Here is a 6,220-nt window from a genome sequence, read left to right as displayed (position 1 = left end):
CGCCCACCCCCGTCCCGCCGCCGCAGGTGGCCGAGCGGGTGGCGACCGCCGACTCGCTGGCCCGGCTGCGCAAGGAACTGAACTCGCTCGTCGCCATGCACCACCACCGCACCGGCAAGCCGCACGGGGTCATCCACGGGGAGCTGCGGCGGCAGTGCGGCGGCCCGCCGACCGCGATCGCCACGGCCGAGCAGCTGGGCGACCGCATCGCCCTGCTGCGTCAGTGGTGAGCCGGCCGACGGTGAACCGGCCGACGGCACACTCCCGGAACGGCGAAACGGGCGACCACTCGCGGTGGTCGCCCGTTTCGGGTCGGGTCTCGGAGTCGGTCGGCTCCGGAACGGTGGATCAGACGGCGGCTTCGGCGTCGGACTCGGTCACGATCGTGGCGCCGAGTTCACGCAGCCGGTCGGTGTGCTCCTTGGCGTGGTGGCCGCAGAAGAGCAGCTCGCCACCGGTGGCAAGGACGGCACGGACGCGAGCGGCTGCACTGCACCGATCGCAGCGGTCTGCGGCGGTCAACTTCGGGCTGGTCAACGTTCCGGGCATGACTCCTCCAAACTGGCCACCACTGTCGTCGGTTGCCTGGGGTCTGGTCCGCCGCACCGGGCCGGCGCGGTGGATCTACTGTGTCAGACGATTCCCGTTCATGCGTTGTTCCAATCCTCCGGAAATCGTGTCGCGTTTCACCCCGGAACCGGCCGAATGCCGACGACGTGCGGTTTCGCGGCTGCGGGTGTTCGCTCACAGCGCAGAGCCCTCGGCGCCGTCGCGGGCCCGGAACGGTCGTCGAGAGGGGTCGCGGTGACGGATCGGCTGGTACACATCTGCGCGCGGGCCGACTGGGAGCGGGCGCAGCGCAGCGGGGCGTTGACCCCCGAGTCGCTCGCCGCGCAGGGGTTCGTGCACCTGTCGGCCCCGGAACAGGTGCACCTGCCGGCGAACCGGTTGTTCGCCGGCCGCACGGACCTGGTGCTGTTGCACATCGACCCGGCCCGGCTCGCGGACGAGGTGCGGTTCGAGCCGGGCGTGCCGGGCGATCCGGCGGGGATGGCGTTCCCGCACCTCTACGGCCCCCTCCCCGTCGCCGCGGTCACCGCAGTCGTCGACTACCTCCCCGACGAAAACGGACGGTTCGGACATCTCTGACGGTGCGCCGTCACCCGTGTCTGCCGTGAGCCCTACTCTGGCGGCATGAACGTCGAAGTGACGCCGCTTCCCGGGATCGGTGTGCGCAAGGACTTCGAGCTGGCGTCGGGTCGTCGGATCGGGGTCATCACGCATCGGGACGGCCATTCGGACCTGATCATCTCGAAGGCGGACGATCCCGACGCCTGCGCCGCCTCGCTACCGCTGACCGTCGAGGAGGCGGCCACACTGAGCAACCTGCTCGGCGCGCCCCAGCTCGTCGCCCAGCTCCAGGAGGACCACCGGGAGCTGCCCGGGATCATCACCCGGCAGCTGCACATCCACGACGGCTCCCGCTTCGACGGGGCGGTGCTCGGGGACACGGCGATGCGGACCCGCACGGGCGTGTCCGTCGTCGCGGTGATGCGCGCGGGGCAGGTGACGCCGTCACCGGGACCGGACTTCGTGCTCACCGGGGGAGACATCCTCGTCGCCGTCGGCACCGCCGACGGGCTGGACGCCGCGGCCAGGATCCTGCGCAACGGCTGACGGATGAACTCGACCACGCTCGCCCTGATCGAACTGGGGGCGGTGTTCTTCGCCCTGGGGGTGCTCGGACGGGTCGCCGCGCGATTCGCCATGTCGCCGATCCCGTTCTACCTCCTCGGCGGTCTGGCGTTCGGCACCGGCGGCTTCGTCCAGCTCGGCGACATCAGCGAATTCAGTCACGTCGCCAGTGAGATCGGCGTGGTCCTGCTCCTGCTGCTTCTCGGGCTGGAGTACACGGCCTCCGAGCTCATGACCGGGCTCAAACGTTCCCGCGCGGCGGGTCTGCTCGATCTCGTGCTCAACGCCGCGCCGGGGGCGGCGATCGCGCTGCTGCTCGGTTGGGGTGCGACGGGGGCGTTCGTCCTCGGGGGCATCACCTACATCTCGTCCTCGGGCATCATCGCCAAGACGCTGACCGACCTCGGCCGTCTGGGTAACCGGGAGACTCCCGTGGTGCTGTCGATCCTCGTCTTCGAGGACCTCGCGATGGCGGTGTACCTGCCGATCCTGACCGCGGTGCTCGCCGGGGTCAGCCTGATCGGTGGACTCGAGGCCGTCGCGATCGCCCTGGGCCTGGTCACGATCGTGCTCGTGCTGGTGCTGCGGTACGGGCGTTACGTCTCCGCGGTGCTCGACAGCCCGGACAGCGAGACGCTGCTGCTCAAGCTGCTCGGGGCCGCGCTCCTCGTCGCGGGCGTCAGCTCGGCGATGCAGGTGTCGGCGGCGGTCGGTGCGTTCCTGCTCGGCATCGCGATCTCGGGGTCGACCGCCCACAATGCGGCTCGCGTCCTCGAGCCCCTGCGGGATCTGTTCGCGGCGATCTTCTTCGTGTTCTTCGGCCTCAACACCGATCCGACCGCGATCCCCCCGGTGCTGGGGTGGGCGGTGCTGCTCGCCGTCGTCACGGCGCTGACGAAGATCGCCACCGGCTGGTGGGCGGCCCGCCGGCACGGCATCGGCACCATGGGCCGGGCCCGCGCGGGCGCCGCACTCATCGCCCGCGGCGAGTTCTCCATCGTCATCGCCGGACTGGCCGTCACCTCCGGCCAGGTGGACGCCGAGCTCGCCGCCCTCGCCTCGGCGTACGTGCTGATCACGGCGGTGCTCGGACCCGTCGCGGCACGGATCGTCGAGCCCGTCACCCGCACCGTGGTGCCCCGGCTACGCGAACGGCCGTCGGCTGCGGAGCCGACGGCCGATCGCCGTGAAGCGGAAGAGTTCTAGACGTCGATCCTCAGTCGAGGTAGTCGCGCAGCACCTGCGACCGCGACGGGTGCCGCAGCTTCGACATGGTCTTCGACTCGATCTGCCGGATCCGTTCGCGGGTGACCCCGTAGACCTGCCCGATCTCGTCGAGGGTCCGGGGCTGACCGTCGGTCAGGCCGAACCGCAGCCGGACGACGCCGGCCTCGCGCTCGGACAGGGTCTCGAGCACCGACTGCAGCTGGTCCTGCAGCAGCGTGAACGACACCGCGTCGACGGCGACCACGGCCTCGCTGTCCTCGATGAAGTCGCCGAGCTGGCTGTCGCCCTCGTCGCCGATGGTCTGGTCGAGGGAGATCGGCTCACGCGCGTACTGCTGGATCTCCAGCACCTTCTCCGGCGTGATGTCCATCTCCTTGGCCAGTTCCTCCGGGGTGGGCTCGCGCCCGAGGTCCTGGAGCAGCTCGCGCTGGATGCGGCCGAGCTTGTTGATCACCTCGACCATGTGCACCGGGATGCGGATGGTGCGGGCCTGATCGGCCATCGCGCGGGTGATCGCCTGGCGGATCCACCACGTGGCATACGTGGAGAACTTGTAACCCTTCGTGTAGTCGAACTTCTCCACCGCACGGATCAGACCGAGGTTGCCCTCCTGGATCAGATCCAGGAATGCCATGCCACGGCCGGTGTAGCGCTTGGCGAGCGAGACGACGAGACGCAGGTTGGCCTCGAGCAGGTGGTTCTTGGCGCGGTTGCCGTCGCGGCAGATCCAGTTCAGGTCGCGGCGCTGCGCGACCGGCAGCTTCTCGCCCTTGTCGGCGTACTCCTGCAGCCGGTAGGTGGCGTACAGGCCGGCTTCGATGCGCTTGGCGAGCTCGACCTCCTCCTCGGCGTTGAGCAGCGCGACCTTGCCGATCTGCTTGAGGTAGGCGCGCACCGAGTCGGCGGAGGCGGTCAGCTCGGCGTCCTTGCGGGCCTGCCGCAGCGCCTCCGACTCCTCCTCGTCCCAGACGAAGTCGCCCGACGCCTTGTCCTTGTCGCTGGGCTCGTCGTCGGCTTCCGTCACCTCCACGACCACGTCCTCGGCACCTTCGAGGTCGGCCTCGGCGACGTCGAGATCCTCGAGCTCGGCTTCCTCGCCCTCGAACTCGTCGCCGGCAGGCTTGCCCGCCTTCTTGGCGGCGGCCTTCTTCGCCGTGGTCTTCTTGGCGGCGGCCTTCTTGGCCGGGGCCTTCTTGGCGGCCGCCTTCTTCGCCGGGGCCTTCTTGGCCGCGGCCTTCTTCGCCGGCCGCTTCGTGGCGGGTGCGGTACCGGTCGTGGTATCCGCGGCGTCCGCGGAGGCTGCCGATTCGTTCGGGGAATCAGCCGTGTGGATTTCGGTGGCTGCCACGTACGCCCTTTCGTGACGAGGTAGTGCGGCGTCGCGCCAGAGTGGTTCCGGCGGAGAGGTCTGTCGGGATCAGGCCGGTTCGCAGCCGGCTGTGCACCATTGTAACGATCGCCGCCGCGCGCGATGTGCAGGACTCAGGGGAGTACACCTGTTTTCGCAGCATAGGCGGCCCCGATGATGCCGGCCGCGTTGCGCAATGCGGCCGGAACGACGGGTGTGCGGTTGGTCAGCAACGGGATCCACTTCTCGTGCTTGCGGCTGATCCCGCCACCGGCGATGAACAGGTCGGGCCACAACAGGGCCTCGAACCGCGACAGCACCAGCGAGACCTCCTTCGCCCACCGCTTGTACGTCCACTCGTTGTTCTCCTTGACCGATGACGCCGCGCGGTGCTCGGCCTCCATCCCGTCGATCTCCATGTGCCCGAACTCGGTGTTCGGCAGCAGATCGCCGTTGTGCAATACCGCCGAGCCGATCCCGGTCCCGAACGTGAGCAGGATGACCACCCCGGACGCGTCCTTGGCCGCACCGAAGCGGTCCTCGGCGAGGCCGGCGGCGTCCGCGTCGTTCAGGACACTCACCGGGCGGTCGCCCAGAACCGACGAGAACAACGTCCGGGCGTCGGTGCCGATCCACGCCGGATCGATGTTCGCGGCCGTGCGCGCCACGCCGCCCGTCACCACGCTCGGCAGGGTGACCCCCACCGGTCCCGTCCACTGCGCCTCGTCCACGATCCGGGCGACCGTGTCGGCGACGGCCTGCGGGGTGGACGGCTGCGGGGTCAGGATCTTGATGCGCTCGCCCACCAACCGGCCTGTGGACAGATCGACGACGCCGCCCTTGATGCCGCTGCCGCCGACGTCGACGCCGAATCCGAGAAGGTCCGGGTCCGGCGTGGCCGGGTGCATCGTCTGCGTCATCTCGCGCTCCCTCTCGTCACCGGAACAGTCACCGCGGGCGACCGCTGTCGTGACGTCACCCTAATCCGAACGTGGCCGCCGCGCGGGTGGTGCCGTGCCGCACAGTGTGTTCGGATACTCGGGTGCCCGACACCCCGGACTCCCGCCCCTCTACGCTGTCCCCCGACGTCACCACGGACCCGGCCCTGCTGCGCGAGATCGCCGTGTCCGTCGCGGCCGAGGCCGCCGGTCACGTGCGCGCCCGGCGGCCCGACCTGTTCCCACCCGCCGACACGGGTACCGACCGCGTCGGCGCGGTGCGGACGAAGAGCACCGACACCGACCCCGTGACGGTGGCGGACACCGAGACCGAGGACCTGATCCGGCGGCTGCTGACCCGGTTGCGGCCGGGCGACGCGATCCTCGGGGAGGAGGGCGGCGCCCACACCGGATCGAGCGGCGTCCGCTGGGTCGTCGACCCCATCGACGGCACGGTGAACTTCGTCTACGGCATCCCGGCCTACGCGGTGTCGGTGGCGGCCCAGGTCGGGGGGCGGTCCGTGGCGGGAGCGGTGGTCGACGTCTCCGCCGGGGACGTGTACTCGGCCGCGCGCGGGCGCGGAGCCACCCGCACCGACGTCGGCGGAGCGGTGACGCGCCTGCGCTGCAACCCGGTCGACGACGTCGCCCGCGCCCTCGTCGCGACGGGCTTCTCCTACGCGCCGCACCGTCGCGAACGGCAGGGCGCGCTGGTGGCCGGGCTGCTGCCGAGGGTGCGGGACATCCGCCGCATCGGTGCGGCCGCCCTGGATCTGTGCATGGTGGCGTCGGGGCGCGTCGACGCCCATTACGAACACGGCCTGCAACCGTGGGACTGGGCGGCCGGTGCGCTGATCGCCGCGGAGGCGGGCGCGTGGGTGCAACTCCCGGCCGGAGCCGGCGACGCCGGCGAGATCACCATCGCCGCCGCGCCCGGCATCGCGACACAGCTCGCGGACCTGTTCGCCGCGCTCGGCGCCGACGCGCCGATCCCGGCCTGACGGTCCGCGGC

The 6,220-nt window shown here is 70.8% G+C and carries 7 protein-coding genes and 1 pseudogene; 5 read left to right on the top strand and 3 right to left on the bottom strand.

Going from position 1 to position 6,220, the window contains the following annotated elements:
• Window positions 1-230 (top strand): annotated as a pseudogene (locus G6039_RS05740) (ATP-dependent helicase); the annotation flags it as partial.
• Between the two features lie 118 nt (window positions 231-348).
• On the opposite strand, the gene G6039_RS05735 reads toward G6039_RS05740, so the two are convergent.
• Window positions 349-549, bottom strand: a complete 201-nt coding sequence (locus tag G6039_RS05735) for a DUF7455 domain-containing protein (RefSeq protein WP_003935586.1) — start codon at window positions 547-549, stop codon at window positions 349-351.
• A gap of 255 nt (window positions 550-804) precedes the next feature.
• Between G6039_RS05735 and G6039_RS05730 the strand changes: the two genes are divergently transcribed.
• Genes G6039_RS05730 through G6039_RS05720 form a run of 3 tightly spaced genes read left to right on the top strand, consistent with a single transcriptional unit; the run spans window position 805 to window position 2,901 of the window.
• A complete protein-coding gene (locus G6039_RS05730; protein ID WP_029543400.1) occupies window positions 805-1,149 on the top strand; it encodes a DUF952 domain-containing protein in 345 nt (114 codons plus the stop codon).
• 45 nt (window positions 1,150-1,194) lie between these two features.
• Entirely contained in the window at window positions 1,195-1,677 is a 483-nt protein-coding gene (locus G6039_RS05725) for a cation:proton antiporter regulatory subunit (RefSeq protein WP_029543402.1), read from the top strand.
• A gap of 3 nt (window positions 1,678-1,680) precedes the next feature.
• Window positions 1,681-2,901 carry a cation:proton antiporter gene (locus G6039_RS05720; protein WP_029543404.1) on the top strand — a complete coding sequence of 407 codons (1,221 nt, stop codon included), beginning with the start codon at window positions 1,681-1,683 and terminating at the stop codon, window positions 2,899-2,901.
• A 10-nt stretch (window positions 2,902-2,911) separates the two neighbouring features.
• Here G6039_RS05720 and G6039_RS05715 read toward each other — a convergent pair whose 3' ends face one another.
• Together G6039_RS05715 and ppgK are read right to left on the bottom strand one after the other, a co-directional pair.
• Entirely contained in the window at window positions 2,912-4,270 is a 1,359-nt protein-coding gene (locus G6039_RS05715) for an RNA polymerase sigma factor (RefSeq protein WP_006938149.1), read from the bottom strand.
• 134 nt (window positions 4,271-4,404) lie between these two features.
• The gene (gene ppgK / locus G6039_RS05710) at window positions 4,405-5,190 is read right to left on the bottom strand and encodes a polyphosphate--glucose phosphotransferase (RefSeq protein ID WP_006938148.1); all 786 of its coding nucleotides are present in this window, start codon (window positions 5,188-5,190) and stop codon (window positions 4,405-4,407) included.
• 122 nt (window positions 5,191-5,312) lie between these two features.
• Between ppgK and G6039_RS05705 the strand changes: the two genes are divergently transcribed.
• Window positions 5,313-6,209: an inositol monophosphatase family protein gene (locus G6039_RS05705; protein ID WP_029543407.1), complete on the top strand. Its 897-nt coding sequence runs from the start codon at window positions 5,313-5,315 to the stop codon at window positions 6,207-6,209.
• Window positions 6,210-6,220: the final 11 nt, after the last annotated feature.

Source organism: Rhodococcus aetherivorans (assembly GCF_011058165.1).
Lineage (GTDB): Bacteria > Actinomycetota > Actinomycetes > Mycobacteriales > Mycobacteriaceae > Rhodococcus > Rhodococcus aetherivorans.
The sequence above is the reverse complement of the archived record's forward strand: the minus strand, read 5'-3'. Positions and strand labels throughout refer to the sequence as shown.